Consider the following 22,520-nt stretch of genomic DNA (forward strand, 5'->3'; position numbering starts at 1 on the left):
AAATGAGAATCGAATTATCTGATCTTGACAAAGACCGTATTATAGAAATGGCCTGGGAAGACCGAACCACTTTTGATGCAATTCGGCTACAATTTGGATTAAAAGAACAAGAAGTCATCGATCTAATGCGTATTGAAATGAAAGCCTCAAGTTTTAAAATGTGGCGTGAAAGAGTACAAGGTCGAAAAACAAAGCATGAAAAATTGAGAGTTTTTAGTGAAGGTCGTTTTAAATGCAGCAGACAAAGACAAATTAATAACAATAAAATTTCGAAAAGATAATTCAAAAAAAGATTTGAAACATGAAAAATATCGTCATTATTGGAGGTAGTAAAGGAATTGGAAGTGCTATTTTATTACAACAATTAGAAACTAATTTTGTTTACAATATCAGCAGAACCGCACCTGATGTTACCCATCCTAACCTTAAACATTTTAGCGTTGACGTACTAAATGATTCCCTTCCTGAAATTGAAAATATCGATTCGCTTATCTATTGTCCAGGTTCTATCAACTTGAAACCTATTGGAAATTTAAATGTTGACGATTTTAGAAATGATTTCGAAATAAATGTGATTGGTGCAGTAAAAGCCATTCAGAAATATTTACCTATTCTAAAAAAAGGTGACGAACCATCCATTGTACTGTTTAGCACTGTGGCTGCCAAATTAGGAATGCCTTTTCATGCTAGTATTGCAACTGCAAAATCTGGGGTTGAAGGATTGGTAAAATCATTGGGAGCCGAATTGGCTTCGGTAGTTCGCATCAATGCTATTGCTCCAACAATTACTGAAACTTCACTTTCGGCAAATATTTTGCGAAATGATCGAATGAAAGAAAATATGATAGAACGCCATCCGATGAAAGGCTATTTAAAAGCTAATGAAGTAGCAGAAATGGCTGATTTTTTAATTTCTGAAAAGGCAAAATCTATTTCGGGACAAATTTTCGAAATGGATTATGGAATTGTAACTTTTAAGATTTAATAGCAATGAAAATTCTCTTAACAGGTGCAACAGGCTACATCGGAAAACGGCTCTTGCCAATTTTGGTGGCTCAGGGACACGAAATTATTTGCTGTGTAAGAGATAAAAACAGGTTTTACTGTCCAAAAGAATTTGAAAATAACGTAAGCGTTATAGAAGTTGATTTCCTGAATCGGGAGAGTTTAAATGAAATACCAATCGACATTGATGCGGCTTACTACCTGGTTCATTCGATGTCTGGTGCGGCTTCAAATTATGATGAATTAGAAAGTCTTTCGGCTAAAAATTTTGTAGAAAGAGTGAATCAAACTTCTGCCAAACAAGTCATTTATTTGAGCGGAATAGTAAACGACCAATCCCTTTCCAAACATTTGTCTTCCAGAAAAGCAGTTGAAACTATTTTAAATACTGGAAATTACGCCACCACAACTTTAAGAGCAGGAATTATTGTGGGTTCTGGAAGTGCTTCTTTCGAAATCATTCGGGATTTAATCAACAAACTTCCTATTATGATTACTCCAAAATGGTTGAATACAAAATGCCAACCTATTGCTATCAACGATGTTTTGGAATTCCTGACCAAATCATTATTGAACTCAGTTACTTATCATCAAAGTTTTGATATTGGTGGCCCTGATATTTTAACGTATAAAGAAATGCTTTTGGCTTTTGCCAAAGCAAAAAAACTGCGACGATGGATTTTTACAGTTCCAGTAATGACGCCCAAATTATCTTCTTATTGGTTGTATTTTGTTACCTCAACTTCTTATAAACTCGCTACAGCATTGGTCAGCAGTATGAAAGTAGAAGTAGTTTGCAGAGATTCCAAAATCAATGAATTATTAGGAGTTCAGCCCATGTCTTACGAGAAAGCTTTATCTAGAGCTTTAGTAAAAGTAGAAGAAGATCAAGTGGCATCAAGCTGGAAAGATTCCTTAATTAGCGGACGGTTTAACAACAATATTTCGGGATACTTGAAAATTCCTAAAAAAGATTGTTTCATTGATAGACGAAAAATGGAAATTATAAATCGTGATTTTACTATTGAACGTATCTGGTCTATTGGTGGTGAAACGGGTTGGTATTACGGCGATTGGCTGTGGAATATCAGAGGTTTTATCGATAAATTATTTGGTGGTGTCGGATTAAGACGAGGACGAACCAACAAGCATAGTATTCGCTCTGGCGATGTTTTGGATTTCTGGAGAGTTTTATATGCCGATAAAGAAAAAGGGAAGTTGGTGCTTTTTGCAGAAATGAAATTGCCTGGAGAAGCCTGGCTCGAATTCAAAATTATTGGAAATACTCTTTATCAATCGGCGACATTTAGACCAAGAGGAATTTGGGGAAAATTATACTGGTATTCTGTTTTACCATTTCATGGATTTATTTTTAAGGGAATGCTGCGAAGATTGATTCGCTAAGTTTTTTTTAACACATAAGTCATATAAGCTTTTTAAACCATTTAGAAATTAAGTCACAAAAGGCTAAATGAAACTTAACTTCTTAATGGTTTTATCTTAAAATCACTTTAAAATTCCTGCTTTGTAAGTTGCAATTGCTCTATCTCTTGCCATCGCATGATCGACCATTGGTTCTCCATAACCTAAATCAAATTCGAGAATCCATTTTCTAATGTAAATTCCTTTTTCATCGAATTTCTTTTGCTGAATATCTGGATTAAAAACCCGGAAATAAGGTGCGGCATCACAACCTGTTCCAGCTGCCCATTGCCAGTTTCCAACATTGGCTGACAAATCATAATCCAGTAATTTCTCGGCAAAATAAGCTTCGCCCCACTGCCACTGAATTAATAAATGTTTGCATAAAAAACTCGCTACCACCATTCGAACACGATTGTGCATATAACCTGTTTCATTGAGTTGTCGCATTCCCGCATCCACCATTGGATAACCAGTAGTTCCGGAACACCAGCGTTTAAAATCTTCTTCGTTATTACGCCACTGAATTCCATCATAAGCTGATTTGAAATTCTGTGTCACCACTTTAGGAAAATGATACAAAATTTGCATAAAAAACTCTCTCCAAATTAATTCGCTCAAAAAAACCGCATTCGTTCTAGCTGCAAAACGGATCATTTTTCGGATGCTTACGGTTCCAAAACGCAAATGTGGCGAAAGATAAGATGTGGAATCTACTGCAGGAAAATCGCGGGTATCCTGATAATTGGACAAAGTACCAAAAGTGTAAGGCTTTACTTTTATACTATTTTTTACAAAACCAATTTGTTCCAATGAAGGAAAAGCAAACTGACTTTTATGAAAATTAGAAAACAATTCGGAAGAATCAAATTCTAAAATCGGTAGGTTTTGATGGTACTTTTCTAACCATTTATTTTTATAAGGTGTATAAACCGTGTACGGTAAACCATCAGCTTTTGTGATTTCTTTTTCTTCGAATAAAACCTGATCTTTAAAAGAATAGCTAATACTTTTATTGGTTTCTAATAATTGACAAATAGCTTCGTCACGTTGAATGGCAAAAGGTTCGTAATCCTTGTTGAAAAAAACTTCTTTAACATCAAATTCTTCAATAAGCTTTTTCCAAATATCTAAAGTTTGTCCTTTTTTTATTAAAAGCGAACAACCTAATTTATTGAGCTGAGCATTAATCTCCGAAAGCGATTCATGAATAAATCCAACTCTTGCATCGTCTTTAGGCAAACTGTCCAGAATAGCTTCATCAAAAACAAACAATGGAATTACTGGAAATTCTGATTTTAGAGCATGGTATAAACCTACATTATCATCGAGTCGTAAATCACGTCTAAACCAAAAAAACGAAACTGCTGTTTTGGCCATTACTTAGAGTTAAAAATTTCGTTTACCCTTTTTTCTCTATACTCGAATATTTCTTTGAGTTTGTTTTTAATAATCAAAGTATTCATTAATCGTCCAAGAATACCAAATGGAACAGCATAATGAACTAAATCAGTCATTTTCACACCGTTTTCTGTTGGTTCAAAAAAATGTTTGTGATGCCACAAAGCATACGGTCCAAAACGTTGTTCGTCTATAAAATAACTTCCTTCTTTTACGATGGTTATTTCGGTAACCCAAGTCAATTTAATTCCTAAAAGCGGTGTGACTTTATATTGGATAATTTGACCTGCATACATGTTTTTCTCATCAAAATCGGTGATTTGAAATCCCATGGATTGAGGTGTCATTTTTTGCAAATTGCGTGGACTGGAAAAAAATGCCCAACATTCCTCGATAGAAGCATCGACGTGTTGAACAGTTTGTTTTGAATATACTTTCATGAGTTTATTTTTAGATCAAGTGGAGTTGCGTAAGGGATAGCAGTGAAAATCCTTTATGTTTTTTCTTTAAAAACATAAAGATTGTAACGGATAGCCCGACCTTTTTAAAAATATTTTTCTTATTTATCCTCACCCCAACCCTCTCCAAAGGAGAGGGAGCCAAGAAAAATAGATTATTTTAAATTCTAAAAAGTGTCACATTTTATAATATTTAAAAGGCACAAACAGCATCCCGAAACATTCACCATCTTCTTTCCCTAGATGTTTGTGATGTACTTTATGTGCTTTGCGTAAACCTATCAAATATTTGTTTTTAGTGTTCTTAAACCACTTGAAACGCTGATGAATTAAGACATCGTGAATCATGAAATAACAGAATCCGTAAATGGTTATTCCGAGACCTATGAAAAATAAATAATTGAATCCGCCTTGCGATCCATAATAAAAAAGTACGATACTAGGAATGGCAAAAATGACGAAGAAAATATCGTTGCGTTCAAAAACATGCTCGTATTTAGGTTGGTGATGATCAGCATGGAAATACCACATTAAACCGTGCATGACATATTTGTGTGTTAACCAAGTGACACCTTCCATTAAAAGAAAAACTACTATTGTAATTAAAAATGAAATCATTTTTTAGGGTTTAAATCGTTTTTATTCTACCAATCGCAACTTATACGTAACGAAAGATTGTGCTAAAAGTGTGGCTTTAGTATAATTAGAAACACGGATTCTTGTATTTCCAATTTCCTTACAAGGCGTATTTTCTAATTTTTTAAGCAACTTTTTATAATATACATAAGCGGTATAAACGCCAAATTTAGCTTCGATAGGCAATTTCACAATTCCCTGATATGCAATTCTAAAATCTTCGTGGATTTCATTGATGATCATTTTTTTTGCATTTTCATCAAAAGAATTTAAATCGACTCCTGGAAAATAATTTCGATTCAGAATCAAATTATCGTCTTTTAAATCCCGAAGGAAATTTACTTTTTGGAAAGCAGAACCCAATCGCATGGCTTCGGCTTTTAAAGCTTCATATTTATGATCTTTCCCATCTACAAAAACTTTCAAACACATCAAACCCACAACGTCAGCCGAACCGTAAATGTATTCTTCGTATTCCGCTTTAGAATTGTAATCTAATTTGATTAGATCCATTTTCATACTTTTTAGGAAAGCCTGAATCAAATCGTCCGAAATATTGTATTTCTTGACGGTTTGCTGAAACGAATTCAAAATAGGATTCAAACTAATCCCAGAATTATAGGCTTTATAATAATCGGTTTCAAAATCATTAATTAGATTTTCTTTGTCAAAACCATGAAAAGAATCCACAATTTCGTCAGCAAAGCGAACAAAACCGTAGATGCTGTAAATAGCATCTCTAATACTTGGCGAAAGCATATATACCGCCAATGAAAATGAAGTACTGTAGTCCTTAGTAACTAATTTACTGCATTTAAAAGAAACATCATCAAATAACTGCTTCATAACTATACTTTTAGAAATTGTTTGTCTATCAAATTAGATACTAACTTTCCAGAAATCAAAGCTGGTGGAACTCCAGGCCCTGGAACGGTTAGCTGTCCTGTAAAATATAAATTACGAACTTTTTTACTTTTTAGTTTTGGCCTTAAAAAAGCAGTTTGTAATAATGTATTTGCCATTCCGTATGCGTTTCCTTTATATGAATTGTATTGTTCTACAAAATCGTTCTTACAAAAAGATTGCTTAAATATAATATTCTCTTTTATATTTTGTTGTGTAATAGTCTCAAAACGTTGTATTATTTTATCAAAATATTCCTCTCTTAAGGATTCGGAATCATTGATTCCAGGCGCTAATGGCACTAAGAAAAATCCCGATTCCATTCCCTCCGGTGCTGCAGTTATATCCGTCGATGATGGGAAATTAGCATAAAACAAAGGTTCGGCTGGCCATTGTGGCTCGTCATAAATATCTTTTGCGTGTTGGTAAAAATCGGTGTCAAAAAATAAGGCATGATGCGAAATGTTTTCAATTTTTTTATTAAAACCTACATAAAACAACAACGACGAAGGCGCAAAAACACGAGATTCCCAATATTGTTCCGAATACATTCTATGTTCCTTATCCAATAACGTTTCGGAATGGTGATAATCGGCACCGCTTAAAACTAAATCCGATTCAATCCTTTCTCCATTGACAACAATAGCTTTGGCTGTTTTATTTTCGACAATTATTTTTTCAATATTCGAATTGACAAAAAACTGAACTCCTAATTCGGTTGCCAAACTTTCCATAGCCCGAACCACATCAAACATTCCTGTTTTAGGATGCCAGGTCCCAAGTCCAAAGTCGGCATAATTCATAAAACTATAGAACGAAGGCGTATCAGATGGTTTGGCTCCAAGAAATAAAACGGGAAATTCTAAAATTTGGATTAACCTTTCGTTCTTGAATTTATTGCGAACATCCCGACTGATGTTGCTAAAAAATTGTCCTATTTTCTTAGTCGTTTCAATTGTGACTAATTCTAATGGAGAAACTCCTGGTCTGTAAACTAAATCTTTGATTGCAATGTCATAATTGCTTTGCGCTTCAGCCATAAATTCACGAAGAATTTTACCACTTCCTTTTTCGATCGCTTCAAATGTTGCCACTATTTCATCCAGATTATCTGCAATTGCAATGAATTCATTCACTCCAAAATACACCCGATAAGCGGGTGACAATTTTATAAGCTCATAATAATCGCTTGTTTTCTTTCCAAAATCAGCAAAAAAACGTTCAAAAACATCTGGCATCCAATACCAACTCGGTCCCATATCAAATGTAAAACCGTCTTTTTTCAATTGTCTGGCCCTACCTCCTATTGTTTCGTTCTTTTCAAAAACTAAAACTTCGTGTCCACTTTTCGCTAAATAACAAGCCGCAGACAAAGCAGAAAACCCTGAACCTATGATTGTAATTTTTCTTTTCATTTGTTTAACAAATATACAAAAATATTAAACAAAACTATAGTCTTGATGTTAATTCTCCTATTGAATTAAAAACAGACACTTTACTTAAAAGTGATTCTGAATTAATACAAGAAACTAATCTTCCAGTAAACCATAATTCTGTTGAATCGTCTAATAATTCATCCGCCATTTCTTGTACATACGCATTGACTTCATCCCGATCTGGCTTTACAGTCAAACAGGAAACATATACAATAGAGCTGAAATGTTTTTTTAAATCTTTTAAATTATGGATTGGCATACTTTCGCCTAAATAAATACTTTTATAACCTTCTAAAAGAATCTCATAATGCAAATACATCAATCCTAACTCGTGGATTTCGTTTAAAGGAAGCGACAACACAAAAACTCTATCGGGTCTTGTAGAAGGCAAAACCTGTAATTTTTCGGAGTTTAAAATTATTTTTTGCCTAAGCAAATAACTGATAAAATGCTCGTGTGCTGGCGAAATTGTATCCGTTTGCCACAACAAACCTATTTCCTCCAACAGCGGCATAAACACCTGATGAAAAATTTCTTTAAAAGTTTTTTCCTCTTCAAGCCAATTATAAGTATTAAAAAAAAGCTGTTGATCAAAATTCATCATTGCCATTTTAAAAGCATTGATAGCATGATTTTTAGAATTTTTAGTAGATATAATTTGTTTTACAAGAACTGGTATTTCTGCTTCTGCAAGAGACGCTATTTTAGAAATTTTATAACCGTATTCGTGTAAAAAAGTAATATTCAATAGTTTTTGCAAATTGGATAAATCATACAACCTAATATTAGTATCGGTTCTCATGGGTTCAAGAATTTGATATCTTTTTTCCCAGATACGAATGGTATGTGCTTTTATTCCTGAAAGATTCTCAAGATCTTTTATGCTAAAAACATTTTTTATATTGTTCATTTATTTTTAAATAATATTAAACAAATGTACATTTTTTATTATTCAAGTGAGAGGAAAAGTAAATTTAAATAATAAAGTCCATAAAAACAGTGAAGCCTTAAAATATATCACGTAATAAACCGCTCTACAATCTAATATAGATTCAAACCAAGTAGTTATTACAATAAATAGCATTACTATTTGAATTAAATAGTATTTTTGGCAGCAAACAAAACATAAAACAAAATGAAAAAAATATTCTCTTTAGCTATCTTATTCAGTCTTTTTGGTTGTGCCGAAATGCAACAAGTATTAAGCCAAATCCCTCTAACAGGAACTACGGGAACTATTGACATTGCTAGCGGACTAAAAGAAGCCTTAAATAACGGTATTACAAAACAAGTTAGCAAATTGACAGCAACAGATGGTTTTTATAAAAATGAAGTTGTGAGAATTCTGCTCCCAGAAGAATTAAGAAAAGTAGATACGGGTTTGAGAAGAATTGGATTAGGTGCTTTAGCTGACGAAGGTTTAAAAGTAATGAATCGCGCTGCCGAAGATGCCGTAAAAGAAGCTACACCAATATTTGTTGATGCAGTAAAAAACATGTCTTTTGCCGATGCTAGAGGGATTTTACTGGGTAATGATACTTCGGCTACTAATTATTTAGAAAATAGCACTTCTAATTCTTTATATTCAAAATTCAATCCTGTTATCCAAAATTCTTTTACCAAAGTTGGTGCCGATAAAATTTGGGCAAATATTATCACTAAATACAACAGCATTCCGCTTGTTCCCAAAGTCAATCCTAATTTGACTGATTATGTTACTAAACAAGCCATGAATGGTGTATTTAAAATGGTAGCCGTTGAAGAAAAAAACATCCGAACTAATATCAGCGCCAGAACATCGCCTTTATTACAAAAAGTTTTTGCTATGCAAGACAAGAAATAAAATAGTTTTCAAGCCATTTGTTTTATAAAAAAATAAGATTAGTTTTGATTTCTTTAGAACACAAATAATAAAATTAATTTCGATAATTAGCTAAAAAATCCATTGTCGAAAGAATGAAATAATTATAAAATGCAAAAAATAACCATATTGATTCATTGCGAGGATCAAAAAGCAATTATCTCTTCAGTAACTAACTATATTGCCGGAATAGAGGGAAATATTATTTATCTGGATCAGCACGTTGATGCCAATGAAAATGTTTTCTTTATGCGTTTAGAATGCGAATTCAGTACTCAAAACTGGGATTTAGAATTAATTAAAAAAGATTTCCAGACTAATCTTGCTGATAAATTTAATATGTCTTGGGAAATTTACACCCAAGAATACAAACCCAGAATGGCACTTTTTATTTCTAAATACGATCACTGTCTATACGACATTTTAGGACGCTATAGCGCTGGTGAATTGCCCTTAGAAATTCCGTTGATTATTAGTAATCACGAAGATTTAAAAGGAGTTGCTGACCGTTTTGGAATTCCTTTTCATCATGTTCCGTTTAACAAGAGCATCAAGGAAGAAGGAGAAAAACAACAAATTGCCTTGCTGAAAGAATACAAAATCAATTTTATTGTTTTAGCACGCTACATGCAAATTATCACTCCAAATTTGATAGCATTGTACAAAAACAAAATTATTAACATTCATCATTCGTTTTTACCGGCATTTCCAGGCGCAAAACCGTATCATTCTGCATTTGCCCGTGGCGTTAAAATTATTGGCGCTACAAGCCATTATGTAACCGAAGAATTAGATGAAGGACCAATTATTGAACAAGATATCACTCGAGTTTCTCATAGTCACTCCATTGAAGATTTTATTGTAAAGGGTCGCGACTTAGAACGCAGCGTATTGGCAAGAGCCATAAAACTGCATGCAGAACGTAAAACAATGGTTTACAATAACAAGACGGTAATTTTCTCTTAAAACCATTTTACCCATATTAAATAGACGTTTAAACCTTAACTTATAACCAACAAAGTAATAACATATCCTTAACAGCTTATACCGCCTTTATATAGCATCTTTGCAATGTAATGAACTGGTTATTTATTATATTTGGTTTTGGTTAGTTAAAACAAGTGCTAGTATTTTCGGATACTAGCACTTCTTTATTTCAGGACATTTCTAACTCTTTTAGAATAGAAGAATTTACTTTAAAAAGCACCAAAAAAAGCTAAACTTAACACAAAAAACTAGGTTTTTAATGTTATGATAATGTAAATTTGCAAAAAAATCACTGCTATGAAAGGAATTCTGAAAGAGAGTAATGAAATTAAAAAATTACAAAACGAATTTAAAATCCTTACTGGAATAAAACAAAAAGACACTTCTAAAACTAAAAAGAAAGAAGAAGAATTGGTTCTGGAAGAATGCGAATTATAGTTTTTGGTGCAATTCTTTAAAATAATTCAAAGCTTTTAACAAGCGGCTTCCATGCCAGGAAAACATTTCACCATCAACTAGAATTATTTTGGCCTGACCACAAAAATCCTGCATTTCTAAAGCGTCTTTTTCTTTAAAAGGATAAGGTTCTGAAGACAGAAAAACAAAATCTAAATTTCCGTTTTCATTTATCTTTTCAAGTTCAATTTCAGGATACCTCGATTGATTGTCATAAACATTCTCAAAACGATTAAATTGCAATAATTCATCTATAAAATTACCTGAACCTGCCACCATATAAGGATTTTTCCAAATAAAATAAGCCACTTTTCGAATGGGTTTACTTTCGATAAACTTTTTGAAATCGCTCAAGGCAAAAGTTAAATTAGAATTCCATTGATTCGCTTCTCCAACACAATCAAATAAAATTCCAAAATCGTTTATCATTTTTAAATTATCCTCGATGGTAATAATATCAGTCACCCAAACCGGAACTATTTCTCGAAGATTTTCTACTATTTCTAAGGTGTTTTCTTCTTTGTTGCAAATAACAATATCAGGAGCTAGCGCTTTAATTTTATTATAATCTACTTTTTTTGTTCCTCCAACAATTGCTTTATTAGCTTTCAATTCTTTTGGATGAATGCAGAATTTTGTGATTCCCACAATTTTTGATTCTAAACCCAAATCAACCAATAATTCCGTTTGTGAAGGAACCAAAGAAATAATTCGCTGCGGTACTTTATTAAAAGTATGCAAAGTTCCAATGTCGTCAACTAAAGAATATTGTTTCAATGGATTTGATTTAAAATTGAAATTAAAAAAACCACTAAAAAGCATTGCTTCTTAATGGTTCTATATAAATTAGAAACTATTTTTCATTATTTAGACTCCAATATTGCCGCCATTTCTTGTTGGATTTTTAAAGCTTCTGCTCTTGCTTTTTCAGCAAAATCAGCTTCTTTTGAAGCATAAATAATTCCTCTGGACGAGTTAATTAACAATCCCACATTGGCATTCATACCATATTTACAAACTTCAGATAAACTTCCGCCTTGAGCGCCAACACCTGGAACTAGCAAGAAACTATCGGGAACTATTTTTCTGATTTCGGTAAAATATTCTGCTTTGGTTGCTCCTACCACATACATCAAATTAGCACTGTTTTTCCATGTTTTTGAAGTTTCTAAAACACGTTTATACAATTCTGTTCCATCTACATCAAGTGTTTGAAAATCGAAAGCACCTTCATTAGATGTCAAAGCTAACATGATGGTGTGTTTGTTTTCGAAAGCTAAAAAAGGCTCTACAGAATCTTTTCCCATGTAAGGTGCAACAGTAATACTATCAAAGTTCAAATCTTCAAAAAAAGCTTTGGCATACATGGAAGAAGTATTTCCAATATCGCCACGTTTTGCATCCGCAATTGTAAAAATGTTTGGATAATTTTCGTTGATATAATTAATCGTTTTTTGCAAAGACATCCAGCCTTTTATTCCATAAGCTTCAAAAAAAGCAGTATTGGGTTTGTAAGCAACAGCTAAATCATGAGTTGCATCAATTATGGCTTTATTGAATTCAAAAATAGGATCTTCTAGCGTTAAAAAACTTTGAGGAATTTTATTTAAATCGACATCTAATCCTACGCATAGAAAGGATTTTTTTATCTTAATTTGTTCAATTAGCTGTTGTGTAGTCATTGATTTTATTTTACAAAACGCAAAGTTACAAAGCCATTCCTAATTTATATAAGAATTATATAAGTTTCTATAAAAATTCTATAAAAGAATGAAGATGGTGCTCCACTAATTTTGGAAAATTATTGATTTATTTTATTACTTTTACTAAAACATTAAAATAATAACCTTGAAATTATTTTTAAAGACAGACACCCATTTTCTAATCAAAAAAATATTAGAAGAAAAATTAGATGTATTCTATATAAAATACAATCTAATTAACACCAATGAAATTTTATTTTTAGAGACTATTGATACTGCAACTTATAATAAAATAGCTTCGGTATTGAACGAGTATGGTTTTGAGATTATCGAAAACCAAAAAAATATTATTGTTCAAAAAATAAAAGAAACCATTATCGAAATGGTTTTTAACGACCAAGCCCCAGCGGTTAAAAGTTCAGTGTACCTTGCTGAAAAGCTCAACCATAGTTATGGTTATCTTTCGAATATATTTTCGGAAGTTACTTATACGTCAATTGAAAATTTTATTATTATTCAAAAAATTGAATATGTAAAAAAACTAATTGTCCACCATAACCTGACTTTAACCGAAATTGCTTTTAAACTCAATTATTCTAGTGTCGCGCATTTGAGTTCGCAATTTAAAAACACAACTGGAATTACGCCTTCGGCATTCCAACGCATCCTTAAAAAACGCACCGAAATCACCAATCAGAATATAAATTAAACCCCAAACCTACCTATGCAAAAAGATTTCATCTTAATTACGCTTGCAGATGATGACGAAGACGACAGATTATTTTTTACAGAAGCTTTTGATGAATTAAAAATCAACACTGTAGTAAATACTGTAAATGATGGTGTAGCCTTAATGAATTTCCTTAATGCTCCCGAAAGTATTTTGCCAAATATTATTTTTCTGGATTTAAATATGCCATTGAAATCAGGCATAGAATGTTTAAAAGAAATTAAAGAAAATCCTAAATTTAGTGATATTGTTATTGCTATTTACTCAACTTCTTCTTCTGAAGAAGACATCGAAAATACGTTTGTATTAGGAGCAAATATTTATATAAAAAAGCCAAATAATTTTGGAAAACTAAAAGACGTCTTATCTGAAGTTGTTACCATAAACTGGCAATATATCACTTCAGGATTAAATAAAGATAATTTTTTATTACGAATGTAAACTATGCTAAAAACCCAGTTATTCAGTTCCATAAATTTTATCAGAGCTGTATTTTTGATCGCTTTTTTTATTTTAATTTTTTTAGCCTCTGTCACTTACCGACATATAAAAGAATTAGATAAAATAACCGATTCAATTATTAAAACTTATGAAATTTCTATAGAATTAGGTCAACTTATTTCGCATATAAAAGATGCCGAAACAGGGCATCGTGGTTATATTATTACTAATGATTCGCTTTATCTAGAACCATTTACTAGTGCACGAAGAAAAATTAATCATTCTTTCCAGTCCCTAAATAATTTAATAAATGGTGATTCCATAAAAGAACAAAAACTACATAGAATTTATGATTTAGTAGACAAACGTTTTTCTTATTTTAAAAACAATTTTTCCAACAAAGAAGAATTCAACAGGGATTTTAGAGATGGAAAAATAGTTATGGATGTTTTGAGAAATGAAATCAATACTATGCTCAGCACCGAGAACAAACTATTAAATTTAAAAGGAAAACTTTATAAATACAATAATTCTAATACACCGCTAATTATATTTTCTACTTTCCTGATTTCTATTTTGATTTTAGGCTTGGGTTATTTACAAATAATTAAAAACTACAAGGATCTAATGAATCAAAACATTAGGTTGAGAATATTTGATGAATCTAGCAAACAAGCAGAAATACTTGGAAAATACGGAAGCTGGTTATTTAATATTGAAGACAAAACTTTTAATTATTCTGACAATAAATTTCGTTTGTTAGGTTCAGAACCGCAATCTTACCTTCCTACTTTTGAAAATCTTTTAGATAATATTCATCCTGAAGACAAAGAAATTCTTGCTGATGCTTTTGAGCAAATGGAAAAAGACGAAAGTTTTCCTCTTATTCGCTATAGAATAATTAAAAAAGACACGCTCGAAATACGCCATTTTAGAACCACCGCTAAAATATTTATTGACCGATTAGAAAATAAAAACATAATTGGTACCACACAGGATATTACCGAAGATTATAATAAAACCCAGTTAATTAAACTAAGAAATAACGAGTTAGAACAAAATAATAAAGAATTGACTGAATTCAATCATGTTGCCAGTCATGATTTACAAGAGCCTCTTCGAAAAATTCAAACTTTTATTTCTCGAATTGAGGATAGAGAAAAAGAAACATTATCTGCAACTACAAAAGGTTATTTTGAAAAAATTCAAGAAGCTTCTAATAGAATGCGTATTTTGATTGATGATTTATTACAATATTCCAGAACCAATCGATCAGAAAAGAAATTCGAAATTACCGATTTGAATACGGTTGCAAATAATGCAATAATCGAACTTTCGGAAAATATTGCTGAGAAAAAAGCTCAAATTAATTTTGAAAACCTGCACAAAGTAGATGGTATCTCATTTCAACTGGAGCAGCTTTTTATCAATATCATTAGCAATTCGCTAAAATATTCAAAACCAGACGAACCTACTGTAGTAACTATCACAACTAAAAAAGTGAAAAGTTCTAAATATCCTAAACTAAAAGACAATTCGAAAAGAGAATATATAAAAATCACTTTTAAAGACAATGGACTTGGTTTTGAACAAAAATATGCCGAAAAAATATTTTTACTTTTCAATAGATTACATGCTAAAAACGAATTCCCTGGAACAGGTGTGGGATTAGCAATTTGTAAAAAAATTGTCGAAAATCATAAAGGCTGTATTTTTGCAAAAGGAAAACCTAATGAAGGTGCAACTTTTGAAGTGTACCTTCCTATTTTAAATTAAAACTATATAACATTTTCTAAAAATAATATAAAAAGAAAAAAATATCTTTTATTTATATTTACCCAAAATGCGCCTAATGAAAATTCTAAGAAGCAAACATTATCTTTTACTTTTCTTGCTGTCTTTTATCTACAGTGTGATATTTATTTCTTGCGAGAAAAAAAATAAATCAACTAAAGAGACAATAAAGCTCCAAAAAACTGAAGACAAAAAAGTAGTTGGTACAAATATTGAAGCAACCGAAGTAAGTGAACAAATATTAATCCAAATTGCCGAATCTAATTTAAAAGTTGTAGCAATTGCACAAAAAGCGCAAGAAGGTAAATTAAAAAAGAGCACCCGAAACGCATTAGAAGAAGTTGAAGAAAATCATATTCAGATAAAAAATAAGATTAGAAAAATTGCAAAAGACAACTTCATCATTATCCCGAATACCTTATACGATACCTCAATTTTAAAAAACTTTATTGATGAAATGAGTACTAGTTTATACCTGAAAAAATTAGAAAACTCATTGAATTTAGAATTAGAGCTTTACAAAAAAATAAATACAACTATTTTAAACAAAGATTTAAAAACATTGTGCGAGCAAGCAATGCCAATTATTAAGAAGAACATTGCTGCAGTAAATAAAGAACAAAAGCAGCTACAATAAGTATCTAAACAACATATAAAATTATAATTCTTATAATCAGTCACAATATACTTTCGAGAAATAGAAATGAATTAAAAACACCTTATATCAAGGTGTTTTTTTGTTTATAACTGTTAATGGAAATTGTATAAAAGTCTCAAAATATCCTGTAATATTTTTAAAGCAAACATGTCGCACCTTTGTAATGTAGCCTAGGAACTACTCTAAATCTAATTTATAGTTTAACAATTAATCATTAAAAAAATAGACACTTTATGAAAAAATTATTTTTATCTGGAATTATCTGCCTTTCATTTGTAAGTTTTACAAAAGCGCAAGAATTAAGCCCTTCAGTAGGTATTAAAGGAGGAGTTAACTTTACTAATCTTTACACTGAAGATGTTGATGACAACAATGTATTAACAAGTTTTAATGCGGGTCTATTTGCTAACTTTCCTGTTTCGTCAGCAGTATCGATCCAACCCGAGCTTAACTTTTCTAGAAAAGGATCTGAATTAGTTTATGACAATATTTTTGCTTCTGGAACAACAAAATTAAAACTGAATTATCTAGAAATGCCAGTTTTATTAAAACTTAATGTAACACCTAATTTCAATGTTCATTTTGGTCCTTATGTAGCTTATTTAATAGATGGACAAGCTACTAATGAAACTGATGGTGGTTCTTTCAATTTTGAAGAAAACATTGATAATGATGATTTAAACAAATGGGATTATGGTTTAGCAGCAGGTGTTGGATTTGATTTTGGTTCAACTTCATTAGGTGTTCGTTATAACTATGGATTGCAAACCATTGGTAAAGAAAGAACTTTTGCAGGAGAAAGCTACACATTTCCAGACTCAAAAAATAGTGCTTTGAGTGTGTATGTTGGTTTCAAACTTTAATATTCATTAATCTAAAAAAACACAATCATGGGAAACATTCTCTATCTAGTCGCAGTATTATTAGTAATATTCTGGGCTTTAGGATTCTTTGTATATAGCATTGGAAGTTTAATACATATCTTATTAGTAATAGCTGTTATAGCAATATTAATGAGAATTATTAGCGGAAGACGCCTATAAATTAAAGTTTTTTAAAATTAAAATAAATAATAACTAAAATTCGAAAATTATGAAAACGAACAAAGTAATATTAGGAGTAATCGGTGGATTAGCAACTGGAGCAATTTTAGGAGTTCTTTTTGCACCAAATAGTGGAAAAAACACAAGAAAAAAAATTGCGGATAAATCTAAAACCCTTAAAGACAACACAAAAAAGGATTTAGACAAATTGATGCAAAAATTAGATGAGAAATACCAATCTGTTTCTGAAACTGCAAATAAATTTTTGCATGAAGGAAAAGCAAAAATCGAAAATGAAATTGCTAAGAAAAACTAAGCTTTTTTTTACACGAGACGGTAATCTTTTTGCAAAAGAATAAAAAATAGAACACAATAATTGTAGATATGAAAAATACAATCAAAAATCTAGCTATCCTAGCTTTATTAATCTTAGGAACTGCTAATGCTAAGGCTCAAGACCTTTCTAATGATAATTACGAACAAAAATTTAGACTTGGTATTGGTGCTACAGTAGGTTATCCATTTGAAGATCCTTACGACATAAATGTTGGTGGTGATGTTCGATTACAATATGACTTATCAAAAAGATATTCGCTTACAGCAACAACAGGTTTTAATAACCTATTTGTTAGCGGAGATGATAACGATTTAGGATATATACCTGCTAAATTGGGTTTTAAAGCCTTTGTTTTAAAAGATCAATTTTACTTAATGGGTGAAGCTGGAGCTGCTTTTGCAGTAACAAATGGTTATGATCAAACTTCTCTTTTATTAAGCCCAAGCATTGGATATGCTACAAAATATATTGATATCAGTGTTCGCTATGAATACCTTCCTGATTTTCCAACATTAGAAAAAAATACTGTTGACAAAGGCTTAGGTCAAGTTGCCTTACGTCTTGCTTACGGTTTTAAACTGTAAAAAATGAGCGAGTAGTATTTTTATGAATACTACTCGTGCTTTAAATACTATTATCAATAAAAATTCTCAAATTATGAAAAATTTAAATAAATGTCTGGCCGTAATAGCCCTAGCCGTAATTGTAACTTCATGTAAAGATGAAAAACAAGAAATGGCAAAACAAAAAGTAGATAATTTTAAAATGTACGTTGACTCCGTTAGTGAAGTTACTGCTGAAAAAACTTCCGAAAACTGGGAAGCTGTTGAAGCAAGATATGCTACAACTAAAATGGAAGCTCAAGAAGCTATTGAACAGTTAGAAAACAAAATGGAAATGGATTCCGTTATCGTTAAAGCTGATAATAAATACGAAGAGTACAAAGCTAACGTAATGTTGAAAAAAGATGCTATGGTACGTGATAATTTCAGAAATAGCTTCTTTACTGAAAAAGTAAATGACGATATGAAATTTGAGTGGGTAAACAAAGATAACATTGCCGACGTTTATGAAAATTTTGTAAATACTGCTGAGAAAAACAAAGATTCTTATTCTAGAGAAAATTGGGATGAAATCAAGTTAATGTATGAAGCATTAGATACTAGAAAAAACACAGTTGAAAAAGAAGGCTTATCTTCAAAAAACAACATCAAAATTGCTGGTCTCAAAATAAAATTTGCTACCATGTATAGAATTAACAGAGCATCTGCTAAATCTAATGAAAATGTAGAAGCTAAAGAATAAATTTAGCTAATATATAAAGTTAAACGGCTTCAGTTTTAAAAAATCGAAGCCGTTTTTATAAAATTACATCTCCTTCTCTAGAATTTTCTTTAAACCTTCATTAGAGTGATGCCCTAATTTAGGATTAACTACTTCTCCTTTTTTGTTGACCAAAACATAATGTGGAATACCTGAAATATTAAACTTTTGAGACAAATAATTCCATTCATCTTCTGAAACTCTATAATGTTCCCCTTTTATATTTGGAATACTGTTATTCCATGTTTTTTCAGGAGAACTTTGGTTTGTTATGTACAAAAAAACCACTTCTTTACCTTTCATTTCCTCTTTTAGAGACGCAATTTCTTTAATTCCTTGCATACATGGGCCGCACCAGGTTGCCCAAAAATCGACATAAACTACTTTGCCTTTAAACTTAGCTAACATCGAATCAAATAATTCATCGCCTTCTGTTTTCTTAACCGTATTGATTACAAAACCCGTTTGTGTCTTATTGGATTCTATCTTTGAAACAATCCTATTGTTTTCAACAACAATATAATGGGATAAAAAAGGATGCTTTATTTTTCCCTGTATCCATTTTAATTGATTATCAGTATATGGAGTAAAATTACTGTCTAAATATCCTGATTTTTGTTGCAAAGTAAACACATCATATACAAATGATTCCTTTACACCAAAGACTTTATTGAGTTTATCATTCAACTTTTGAAATTCTCTTTCATCGGCTATTTGTTGAATATTATCCTTGTACTTTTCATTAAAAGCCTTTAAACTTTCACCATATTTATCATAAAATTGTTTTTGAATTGCTATTTCTTCTTTGGTCAATTGAGCCAATTTTGTACCAGTAACCAATTCTTTTTCTTCCGCAGTAAGAGATACTCCTTGAGTTTTCAAATAATCTGCCAAAGCTATTACCGAAACACCCACCTTTGGATTATCCTTTTGTAATTTAGTATGAGCCTCATTGTGATTTTCTTTAAATTTTTGAATTTTACTCAGATTTGCAATATAAAATTCAAACTCCTTGGTACTGATCTTTTCTATTTTTTTACTGGCTGCCACCATCTCCAACTCCTCTTTAGATAATGCAATACCTGATTTCTCAAGTGACTCGGCTGTTTCGGAAGTTGAATTATAAGAATAACTAACTCCATTATTTCTAAAAATATCAACAAACCTCAACCTATTTATAAAAGAACTATAATTAGCCGATAGTACTGCCAATTCATTATTCAAAATAGCTTCGGTAATAAAATCATAATAAGATGCCTCTACTTTATAATCTTGTACAGTTATATTTTCTGACGGAGTTTCTTTTGAAGATATACTTCTTTTTGCCATTTCGCTATACATATCATAACTTAGAATATTCTGAAAAGCCATATATTCAACATCCAATTTCTTTATTTGAAATGCTTTCTGACTAATCAATTGCTTTTTTGCCAGTTCATTCAAAGTTTGCATTTGTTTGTCTTTTATCTCCAAACAAACTTTTTTAAAGGCTTCCGGATTGAGTGTTGAAATTGAGTTTCTCAGTTTTTGATACTCTTCATAAGATCCAACCTTTTCTAAAGTCATAAGGTCATTATTTATTCTGGCGCAATCGCCCATAAACAATGGAGTATCTCTATCGATAACCTGAAAGGTTTCTTTTCCAGGTTCTACAAAGACCAATGTATTAACTCCCGACAAACGCACAAATATAAATTGTGGGTGCTCTAATAGAAACTTTACCGAAAAGCTACCATCCTCAGCAATTTTAACCAAATGAGAATCTTGATTTCCAGTAAAAACATTATTTACATACACATTGCCAGTTTTTCTACCCGCTCTAGTAGTATATCCTTTTATAAAACCAGAATAAGTAGCTGAATCTGACTTAAAAATATTTGATGAATACACATCGTCATTAGCTAATTTATAGTTTGGATTATCTATTTTTTCAGTACTATAAGTTGTTAAATTTTCTTTATTTGTTCCAAATTTTACCGCTCCTTTTTTATCTATTTGTGCATAAATAGTCTTTTCTTTTCCAGTGTTTTCAAGTACAATAGTAAAATTATTTTTTCTGTTTTCTACTGTTCTATATTTCCAAACTGCTTGATCAACAACTGCCTGATTCGTATAAAATCCGTAATCCCATTGATTACTTCCATCGGTTTGAAACCAATTACCCTGTAAGGCTTTAGGTATTAACGATTCCGAATCTTTTTCGTTAATTACAATATCATAGATGGACCAATCACCACCTTCATTGGCCTCACCAAAATCTACTTTATTTACCGTATTATCTAATTTAGGAAAATACAATTTATAACTCACTTCTCCACTTTCGGGCATGATATATCTTTCGGCTATGGGAATACCTTCCGTTTTTGTTACAAAAATCTTTTCACCATCATTAACATCTTGTATGAAAGATTCTTTAGGAATAAAAATCCATTGTCCCGGAGAATATTTAATATAGAAATGAATGATTGTCTCCGAATCAGTCAATTCAATTTTAGTTAATTTCCCCGGAAGATTACTTAAACCATAGTCTGGTTTATCAATTGTTTTCTGTGAAAACATCACAGTGCTCAGCAGAAGCATTACAAAAAGCATTAAAGTTTTTTTCATGTTTTTTTGGGTTGGTTGCGTTAATAATTGTTGAGAGAATAAAAATATTACACAAATGAACTATTGAATCAATTTAAAAGCCATCAATTTCTGATGAACTGCAAAATTACTCTTGTGAGTTACATCTTTATAATCACCCTGCCCTCAACGGTGAGTAGAAAATATAAGAACGTATTATTTGTAAGTTTATTAATCTTTTTCAAACATAATCAATTGTATGAAAAAAGAACACAACTAAATGTTAAAATCACACTTATAATTGGGTTTAAAAATTATAAAAATTGTAAGTACTGGTTTTATCTACATCAAGAATAATTTTATTACTTAAATAAAAAGTACAATCAGAAGTGTTTTTTAAACTTCCAGACAAATTTTCAATTCTTTTTTTAATCGGAGCATTTAGTTTTGTCTTATCTAAGTTAACCACTAACTTTTCCAGTTTTTCTCCTTCAAGATAAATATCAGAATCTTTTGATTGTAGCGAAATACAAGAGATGTTTTTAAATCTCAAATCCAATCTGGACTTGATTGTACTAATATTTAAGGTATCAGCATTAAAATCCATCAGGTTAACATTTGAATTCTCTTTCGCTACAATTTTTTTTAGAGCAACACAAAAAATATCTGTTGCAACGCTGTAATTTTCAGCTAAATCTTTAATTGGTTTGCGTGAAGAAACAAATAGCGTATCATTTCTTACGATATAAGTAGGAAAGTTAGCAACAGAACCTTTCTTAGAAGACTGTACTATCTTGTTTTCTTTTGCATTCCGCAAATAAAAAAAAGCACCAGGTTCAGCAACTACGACCGAGAAAGTGGCTATTTTTTTTTCTTTTCTGGAAAAATTAGCTGGATCATTAATAACTTCATAATATTTTGAGCCAACACATAAAAAGATTATTCCTCCAAATAGAAAAATTAAAAAAGAAATAAATAGGATGTTACTTGTTTTCATAGTCGTTATTTTTAATAACCGTTAGTAATTCGTTTAAGTCGGCAGAGTTTAATTGGAGTAATTGAACTTTAAGTAGGAAATCAGGTAAATCCTGATTGAAAAAATTTTCTTTTTCAGTTTGCTTGATGAGTTCTAAAGCCTTTTCGGAGACAAAAAATCCAATGCCTCGCTTGTTGTCAAAAATACCAGATTCTTGCAAATTAGCATAAGCACGCATGACGGTATTGTGATTCACTTCAAACTCAGCAGCCAGATCCCGTACCGAAGCCACCCGATCACCCGATTGCAATTGTCCTTCTAAAATTTGCCTACAGAGATTATCTACTATTTGCAGATAAATCCCTTTGGTTGATTTAAAATCCAT

General features: G+C 31.3%; 26 protein-coding genes. 15 read left to right on the top strand and 11 right to left on the bottom strand.

The features are described 5' to 3' along the window. Positions 1-2 precede the first annotated feature (2 nt). Genes AAGV33_RS05680 through AAGV33_RS05690 form a run of 3 tightly spaced genes read left to right on the top strand, consistent with a single transcriptional unit; the run spans position 3 to position 2,409 of the window. A complete protein-coding gene (locus AAGV33_RS05680) occupies positions 3-281 on the top strand; it encodes a TIGR03643 family protein (RefSeq protein ID WP_373390985.1) in 279 nt (92 codons plus the stop codon). A 20-nt stretch (positions 282-301) separates the two neighbouring features. Next, complete coding sequence (locus tag AAGV33_RS05685) at positions 302-985, top strand: SDR family NAD(P)-dependent oxidoreductase (protein WP_373390986.1); 684 nt, start codon at positions 302-304, stop codon at positions 983-985. 5 nt (positions 986-990) lie between these two features. After that, positions 991-2,409, top strand: coding sequence for an SDR family oxidoreductase (locus tag AAGV33_RS05690; RefSeq protein WP_373390987.1), 1,419 nt, complete (start codon positions 991-993; stop codon positions 2,407-2,409). Between the two features lie 102 nt (positions 2,410-2,511). On the opposite strand, the gene AAGV33_RS05695 is transcribed toward AAGV33_RS05690, so the two are convergent. The 6 genes from AAGV33_RS05695 to AAGV33_RS05720 form a co-directional block, all read right to left on the bottom strand. Then, positions 2,512-3,807: a cryptochrome/photolyase family protein gene (locus tag AAGV33_RS05695; RefSeq protein WP_373390988.1), complete on the bottom strand. Its 1,296-nt coding sequence runs from the start codon at positions 3,805-3,807 to the stop codon at positions 2,512-2,514. After that, positions 3,807-4,268 carry an SRPBCC family protein gene (locus tag AAGV33_RS05700; RefSeq protein WP_373390989.1) on the bottom strand — a complete coding sequence of 154 codons (462 nt, stop codon included), beginning with the start codon at positions 4,266-4,268 and terminating at the stop codon, positions 3,807-3,809. The genes AAGV33_RS05695 and AAGV33_RS05700 overlap by 1 nt, the downstream gene beginning before the upstream one ends. Before the next feature lie 195 nt (positions 4,269-4,463). Beyond that, on the bottom strand, positions 4,464-4,904 hold the full coding sequence (locus tag AAGV33_RS05705) for a sterol desaturase family protein (RefSeq protein WP_373390990.1): 441 nt from the start codon (positions 4,902-4,904) through the stop codon (positions 4,464-4,466). A gap of 21 nt (positions 4,905-4,925) precedes the next feature. Further along, the gene (locus AAGV33_RS05710; protein ID WP_373390991.1) at positions 4,926-5,768 is read right to left on the bottom strand and encodes a phytoene/squalene synthase family protein; all 843 of its coding nucleotides are present in this window, start codon (positions 5,766-5,768) and stop codon (positions 4,926-4,928) included. Between the two features lie 2 nt (positions 5,769-5,770). Further along, positions 5,771-7,240: a phytoene desaturase family protein gene (locus tag AAGV33_RS05715; protein WP_373390992.1), complete on the bottom strand. Its 1,470-nt coding sequence runs from the start codon at positions 7,238-7,240 to the stop codon at positions 5,771-5,773. 34 nt (positions 7,241-7,274) lie between these two features. Beyond that, positions 7,275-8,171: a MerR family transcriptional regulator gene (locus AAGV33_RS05720; RefSeq protein WP_373390993.1), complete on the bottom strand. Its 897-nt coding sequence runs from the start codon at positions 8,169-8,171 to the stop codon at positions 7,275-7,277. Positions 8,172-8,396: 225 nt separating this feature from the next. On the opposite strand from AAGV33_RS05720, the gene AAGV33_RS05725 reads away from it, so the two are divergent. The 3 genes from AAGV33_RS05725 (at position 8,397) to AAGV33_RS05735 (ending at position 10,547) form a co-directional block, all read left to right on the top strand. Beyond that, entirely contained in the window at positions 8,397-9,104 is a 708-nt protein-coding gene (locus tag AAGV33_RS05725) for a DUF4197 domain-containing protein (RefSeq protein ID WP_373390994.1), read from the top strand. Positions 9,105-9,233: 129 nt separating this feature from the next. Continuing rightward, positions 9,234-10,088, top strand: a complete 855-nt coding sequence (gene purU / locus AAGV33_RS05730; RefSeq protein WP_373390995.1) for a formyltetrahydrofolate deformylase — start codon at positions 9,234-9,236, stop codon at positions 10,086-10,088. A 318-nt stretch (positions 10,089-10,406) separates the two neighbouring features. Then, positions 10,407-10,547, top strand: coding sequence for a hypothetical protein (locus AAGV33_RS05735; RefSeq protein WP_373390996.1), 141 nt, complete (start codon positions 10,407-10,409; stop codon positions 10,545-10,547). Here AAGV33_RS05735 and AAGV33_RS05740 read toward each other — a convergent pair. Further along, the gene (locus tag AAGV33_RS05740) at positions 10,542-11,342 is read right to left on the bottom strand and encodes an ABC transporter substrate-binding protein (protein ID WP_373390997.1); all 801 of its coding nucleotides are present in this window, start codon (positions 11,340-11,342) and stop codon (positions 10,542-10,544) included. The two genes, AAGV33_RS05735 and AAGV33_RS05740, sit on opposite strands and share 6 nt — an antisense overlap. A gap of 86 nt (positions 11,343-11,428) precedes the next feature. After that, a complete protein-coding gene (gene pyrF, locus AAGV33_RS05745; protein ID WP_373390998.1) occupies positions 11,429-12,247 on the bottom strand; it encodes an orotidine-5'-phosphate decarboxylase in 819 nt (272 codons plus the stop codon). A gap of 166 nt (positions 12,248-12,413) precedes the next feature. On the opposite strand from pyrF, the gene AAGV33_RS05750 reads away from it, so the two are divergent. The 9 genes from AAGV33_RS05750 to AAGV33_RS05790 all read left to right on the top strand — a co-directional run bounded on the left by AAGV33_RS05750 (position 12,414) and on the right by AAGV33_RS05790 (position 18,576). Continuing rightward, a complete protein-coding gene (locus AAGV33_RS05750; protein ID WP_373390999.1) occupies positions 12,414-12,977 on the top strand; it encodes a helix-turn-helix domain-containing protein in 564 nt (187 codons plus the stop codon). 15 nt (positions 12,978-12,992) lie between these two features. Further along, positions 12,993-13,439 (top strand): response regulator, encoded by a 447-nt coding sequence (locus AAGV33_RS05755; RefSeq protein ID WP_373391000.1) that lies wholly within the window; start codon positions 12,993-12,995, stop codon positions 13,437-13,439. A 3-nt stretch (positions 13,440-13,442) separates the two neighbouring features. After that, positions 13,443-15,215 carry a sensor histidine kinase gene (locus AAGV33_RS05760; RefSeq protein WP_373391001.1) on the top strand — a complete coding sequence of 591 codons (1,773 nt, stop codon included), beginning with the start codon at positions 13,443-13,445 and terminating at the stop codon, positions 15,213-15,215. A gap of 76 nt (positions 15,216-15,291) precedes the next feature. After that, a complete protein-coding gene (locus AAGV33_RS05765) occupies positions 15,292-15,870 on the top strand; it encodes a hypothetical protein (protein ID WP_373391002.1) in 579 nt (192 codons plus the stop codon). A 254-nt stretch (positions 15,871-16,124) separates the two neighbouring features. Continuing rightward, a complete protein-coding gene (locus AAGV33_RS05770; RefSeq protein WP_373391003.1) occupies positions 16,125-16,754 on the top strand; it encodes a porin family protein in 630 nt (209 codons plus the stop codon). A gap of 27 nt (positions 16,755-16,781) precedes the next feature. Continuing rightward, positions 16,782-16,934 carry a lmo0937 family membrane protein gene (locus AAGV33_RS05775; RefSeq protein ID WP_373391004.1) on the top strand — a complete coding sequence of 51 codons (153 nt, stop codon included), beginning with the start codon at positions 16,782-16,784 and terminating at the stop codon, positions 16,932-16,934. Positions 16,935-16,983: 49 nt separating this feature from the next. Further along, on the top strand, positions 16,984-17,250 hold the full coding sequence (locus tag AAGV33_RS05780; protein ID WP_373391005.1) for a YtxH domain-containing protein: 267 nt from the start codon (positions 16,984-16,986) through the stop codon (positions 17,248-17,250). A 68-nt stretch (positions 17,251-17,318) separates the two neighbouring features. Next, positions 17,319-17,855, top strand: a complete 537-nt coding sequence (locus tag AAGV33_RS05785; protein WP_373391006.1) for a hypothetical protein — start codon at positions 17,319-17,321, stop codon at positions 17,853-17,855. Positions 17,856-17,928: 73 nt separating this feature from the next. Then, complete coding sequence (locus AAGV33_RS05790; protein ID WP_373391007.1) at positions 17,929-18,576, top strand: hypothetical protein; 648 nt, start codon at positions 17,929-17,931, stop codon at positions 18,574-18,576. A gap of 63 nt (positions 18,577-18,639) precedes the next feature. Here the strand turns inward: AAGV33_RS05790 and AAGV33_RS05795 are convergent, their stop codons facing one another. From AAGV33_RS05795 to AAGV33_RS05805, 3 genes are all read right to left on the bottom strand, one after another. Further along, on the bottom strand, positions 18,640-21,201 hold the full coding sequence (locus AAGV33_RS05795) for a TlpA family protein disulfide reductase (protein WP_373391008.1): 2,562 nt from the start codon (positions 21,199-21,201) through the stop codon (positions 18,640-18,642). A 265-nt stretch (positions 21,202-21,466) separates the two neighbouring features. Then, on the bottom strand, positions 21,467-22,156 hold the full coding sequence (locus tag AAGV33_RS05800; protein WP_373391009.1) for a hypothetical protein: 690 nt from the start codon (positions 22,154-22,156) through the stop codon (positions 21,467-21,469). Further along, positions 22,143-22,520 carry a GntR family transcriptional regulator gene (locus AAGV33_RS05805; protein WP_373391010.1) on the bottom strand — a complete coding sequence of 126 codons (378 nt, stop codon included), beginning with the start codon at positions 22,518-22,520 and terminating at the stop codon, positions 22,143-22,145. The genes AAGV33_RS05800 and AAGV33_RS05805 overlap by 14 nt, the downstream gene beginning before the upstream one ends.

Origin of the sequence: Flavobacterium magnesitis (assembly GCF_041729735.1) — a bacterium.
Taxonomy (GTDB): Bacteria; Bacteroidota; Bacteroidia; order Flavobacteriales; family Flavobacteriaceae; genus Flavobacterium; species Flavobacterium magnesitis.

Bases quoted from the DNA above. Each gene is read 5' to 3' on its own strand.
- AAGV33_RS05735 (WP_373390996.1), top strand. From the start codon at position 10,407: ATGAAAGGAATTCTGAAAGAGAGTAATGAAATTAAAAAATTACAAAAC.
- AAGV33_RS05720 (WP_373390993.1), bottom strand. From the start codon at position 8,171: ATGAACAATATAAAAAATGTTTTTAGCATAAAAGATCTTGAGAATCTT.
- AAGV33_RS05695 (WP_373390988.1), bottom strand. From the start codon at position 3,807: ATGGCCAAAACAGCAGTTTCGTTTTTTTGGTTTAGACGTGATTTACGA.
- AAGV33_RS05705 (WP_373390990.1), bottom strand. From the start codon at position 4,904: ATGATTTCATTTTTAATTACAATAGTAGTTTTTCTTTTAATGGAAGGT.
- AAGV33_RS05700 (WP_373390989.1), bottom strand. From the start codon at position 4,268: ATGAAAGTATATTCAAAACAAACTGTTCAACACGTCGATGCTTCTATC.
- AAGV33_RS05760 (WP_373391001.1), top strand. From the start codon at position 13,443: ATGCTAAAAACCCAGTTATTCAGTTCCATAAATTTTATCAGAGCTGTA.
- AAGV33_RS05805 (WP_373391010.1), bottom strand. From the start codon at position 22,520: ATGGATTTTAAATCAACCAAAGGGATTTATCTGCAAATAGTAGATAAT.
- AAGV33_RS05785 (WP_373391006.1), top strand. From the start codon at position 17,319: ATGAAAAATACAATCAAAAATCTAGCTATCCTAGCTTTATTAATCTTA.
- AAGV33_RS05800 (WP_373391009.1), bottom strand. From the start codon at position 22,156: ATGAAAACAAGTAACATCCTATTTATTTCTTTTTTAATTTTTCTATTT.
- AAGV33_RS05795 (WP_373391008.1), bottom strand. From the start codon at position 21,201: ATGAAAAAAACTTTAATGCTTTTTGTAATGCTTCTGCTGAGCACTGTG.
- pyrF (WP_373390998.1), bottom strand. From the start codon at position 12,247: ATGACTACACAACAGCTAATTGAACAAATTAAGATAAAAAAATCCTTT.
- AAGV33_RS05775 (WP_373391004.1), top strand. From the start codon at position 16,782: ATGGGAAACATTCTCTATCTAGTCGCAGTATTATTAGTAATATTCTGG.
- AAGV33_RS05725 (WP_373390994.1), top strand. From the start codon at position 8,397: ATGAAAAAAATATTCTCTTTAGCTATCTTATTCAGTCTTTTTGGTTGT.
- AAGV33_RS05685 (WP_373390986.1), top strand. From the start codon at position 302: ATGAAAAATATCGTCATTATTGGAGGTAGTAAAGGAATTGGAAGTGCT.
- AAGV33_RS05680 (WP_373390985.1), top strand. From the start codon at position 3: ATGAGAATCGAATTATCTGATCTTGACAAAGACCGTATTATAGAAATG.
- AAGV33_RS05710 (WP_373390991.1), bottom strand. From the start codon at position 5,768: ATGAAGCAGTTATTTGATGATGTTTCTTTTAAATGCAGTAAATTAGTT.
- AAGV33_RS05690 (WP_373390987.1), top strand. From the start codon at position 991: ATGAAAATTCTCTTAACAGGTGCAACAGGCTACATCGGAAAACGGCTC.
- AAGV33_RS05790 (WP_373391007.1), top strand. From the start codon at position 17,929: ATGAAAAATTTAAATAAATGTCTGGCCGTAATAGCCCTAGCCGTAATT.
- AAGV33_RS05755 (WP_373391000.1), top strand. From the start codon at position 12,993: ATGCAAAAAGATTTCATCTTAATTACGCTTGCAGATGATGACGAAGAC.
- AAGV33_RS05765 (WP_373391002.1), top strand. From the start codon at position 15,292: ATGAAAATTCTAAGAAGCAAACATTATCTTTTACTTTTCTTGCTGTCT.
- AAGV33_RS05715 (WP_373390992.1), bottom strand. From the start codon at position 7,240: ATGAAAAGAAAAATTACAATCATAGGTTCAGGGTTTTCTGCTTTGTCT.
- AAGV33_RS05770 (WP_373391003.1), top strand. From the start codon at position 16,125: ATGAAAAAATTATTTTTATCTGGAATTATCTGCCTTTCATTTGTAAGT.
- purU (WP_373390995.1), top strand. From the start codon at position 9,234: ATGCAAAAAATAACCATATTGATTCATTGCGAGGATCAAAAAGCAATT.
- AAGV33_RS05780 (WP_373391005.1), top strand. From the start codon at position 16,984: ATGAAAACGAACAAAGTAATATTAGGAGTAATCGGTGGATTAGCAACT.